This window comes from Alkalibacterium indicireducens (genome assembly GCF_039522005.1).
Classification (GTDB): Bacteria; Bacillota; Bacilli; order Lactobacillales; family Carnobacteriaceae_A; genus Alkalibacterium; species Alkalibacterium indicireducens.
Genome location: NZ_BAAADA010000106.1, coordinates 1 through 2,851, shown reverse-complemented (window position 1 = coordinate 2,851; position 2,851 = coordinate 1). Strand labels below are relative to the sequence as shown.

2 protein-coding genes are annotated in these 2,851 nt (G+C 34.6%); one reads left to right on the top strand and one right to left on the bottom strand.

Translation table 11 applies throughout. The features are described from left to right. The first annotated feature begins 304 nt into the window (after positions 1-304). On the top strand, positions 305-901 hold the full coding sequence (locus ABFX15_RS06370; protein WP_346024633.1) for a hypothetical protein: 597 nt from the start codon (positions 305-307) through the stop codon (positions 899-901). 362 nt (positions 902-1,263) lie between these two features. On the opposite strand, the gene ABFX15_RS06365 is transcribed toward ABFX15_RS06370, so the two are convergent. After that, the gene (locus ABFX15_RS06365; RefSeq protein WP_346024632.1) at positions 1,264-2,682 is read right to left on the bottom strand and encodes a PTS transporter subunit EIIC; all 1,419 of its coding nucleotides are present in this window, start codon (positions 2,680-2,682) and stop codon (positions 1,264-1,266) included. Positions 2,683-2,851 lie beyond the last annotated feature (169 nt).

Here is a 2,851-nt window from a genome sequence, read left to right as displayed (position 1 = left end):
GGTCCCTTTAGGTGGTCGATCACCCGCATCTTCAAGCCAAGTAATATAATCGTTTAAAAGTTGAATCAAACTGTTCTGCCACTTGATTTTATTAACTAAATACATGATAATCTGAAGTAGATTAGGCATCTCTTTTCACTCCTTAAGTGATGAATGTTTGTTTTGGTAAACTTCATTTTATCAGATTAAGGGGGGAAGAGGTGCCTTTTTGCATTTCAATTGATAGAGCAACGATAGTTGCATTAAAATAGCACGAAAAAACAAAAAAATTGGTAAGTACTTCATCATGTTAGGAGGTTAAAAGATGAAAACTAAAATTTTAGAACGTGCTTATGAAGCCCTAAGAAATATGCAATTTTCTTTGACTAATTACAAAAAAACTAATGATGAGAATAAAATCGTATACTTAAGAAATTTTATAACTACTGGTAGATCAGTCACCTTCATCATTCAGAATTTAAAAAGTCATGTAGGCAAGGACAACTTTGAGTATTGGTATCAACCTTGGCAAAATAAAATGTCTAATGATGAAATATTAACGACTTTTAAAAACTTGAGGAATGAAATTGAAAAACAAGGTAAACTCGATACTTATCTTACTGCACACATTGAACATTTAAGCAGTAATGATTTACAACCATTACTTGAAAATCCACCACATAATGCTACTTCTTTTTTTGTTGGAGATCAAATAGGTGGAAGTGGTTGGGAAATCGATTATGACAATGGTATCACAGAAAAAATATATGTTGAGTTACCTAAAGAAATCAAAATGACTATAAACTTTGAAATCGTTGATTTACTCGATTTAGAAAATGATATGACTACTATTAAGATGTTAGAGTATTATTATGATTATCTCAGTTCTATATATACCGATGCTAAAAAGACATTCTTATAAAAATTCAAAAGACAGCTTGTTAAAGATTAGCATTGAACTTCTCATATCAGTTGAATACTGCGGAACGAAAGCTCCAGTCTTTTTCCTCCCTCTGCGCCTCATGATAAACAGTTCTAGCGCTTCGATAATCACAGTCATACTGTTTCACTCATGCAGTATGATTCGAGTTAATGCCATCTATCACATTTTTCTTCACTCCTTCTCGAATATCTTTTCTTTTCCTGATTCCTTCATTTCTGAAAAGGGGATAAGAAAAGTATATAAAAAATGTAGGAAAATCAACAATTTTAAATTGCCGATTTCCTACATTATATAACTGCCTTTAACTGCTCTCTTTATATAACCATTATTCTGCTAAATACTTAATCATTCTCTAGTTGTTTGTTAAACTCATTCATGACACTTGTTACTTCTGGTCCAATTATAATTTGGTAATTCGTCTCAGAAGGTTTTACAATTCCAGCTACTCCTGTTTGTTTAATTCGTTCCTCATCTACTTCGTCAGGATTATTCACCGTAACTCTTAAACGTGTCACACAATTATAGGCATCTTCTATATTCGCAGATCCACCTAGTGCTTGCAGGATTTTCCGAGCCATATATGAATAGTTGCTTGAATTCAAGGCTAAGTCTTGTTCTTCATCGGTTACTTCTTCCGTATAGGCTTGTTCTTTTTCTCGTCCTAGTGTCTCTACATCTCTATTTGTGATGAAATAGTAGAAAGTAAAATAGTAAAGGAAGAAGAAGGCTATACCGACTGGCAGTACCATCCAAGCGTTATCTGCAATATTGTAGTTAATCACAAAGTCGATAATAGAGGCCCCAAATGAGAAACCGATGCGAACATCCAACAAATAAGTAACGATACCAGCTAATCCAGCAAATAGAGAGTGAATAACATAGAGTGGTGGCGAAATGAACATAAAACTAAATTCGACCGGTTCTGTTATATTCGTCAGGAATGCTGTAAAAGCACCACTCCCCATCACACCTTTCACCCGTTCTTTATTTTCATCATAACTCGCCCGATACATCGCATAGGCAATTCCTGGTACACCAAACATCATAACGACAAAGAATCCAGATAAAAACAATCCAGCTGTAGGGTCTCCATTTAAGAAACGTGGAATTTCTCCTGTAACAATTTCGCCTGCTTGAGTTGTAAATTCACCAACTTCAAAATAAATATACGAGTTCAGCACATGATGCAATCCTAAAGGAATAAGTAGTCGATTGAGGAATAGATACAAGCCTACACCAATTGCTCCTATACCTAATAAATTTTGAGCGAAAGAATCTAAGATATTTTGAATCGGTGGCCAAATAAATCCGAGTACAAACGAAAGAATAATCATGATTAACATGACCATCGTTAGAGGGAATCGCTCACCTGCAAAGAATGAAAGTGCCTTAGGTAATTCTTGATCTTTAAATCGATTATAGGTCCAACTGGCTACACCACCAGAAATCAACCCTCCAAAAATTCCCATGCCAATCTCAGGATCCATAATTAAGAGGCCTTCACGTAAAGTTAATATCGCTAATACAGAAGTTAAAACGGCCATTCCTTTATCTCTTGCATTCGCAAAACCCATAGCTATACCAATCGCAAATAAAATATCAAGATTATTAAACACCGCATTACCAGCAGCCATTAAAACCGGAATGTTTAGTAAGTCATCCGCGCCTAGTCTCAATAAAATACCAGCTAAAGGCATAGCGGCCACAGGAATTAACATTGAACGACCTAGTTTTTGCACATTATTTTTAATGTTTTCCATTATATAATCCTCCTCGTATAATAAGTTTGTAGTTAAGAATTGTTCTTAACTTAGTTGATTGATTAACTGTTTGAAAGAATGGAGCTTTCTCCCCCATGGGGAAGAAAAATTTCAAAAAGTCGCTTTTGATGATCCATTCACTTTAGTTCTTTGATAATTAAATATCTTG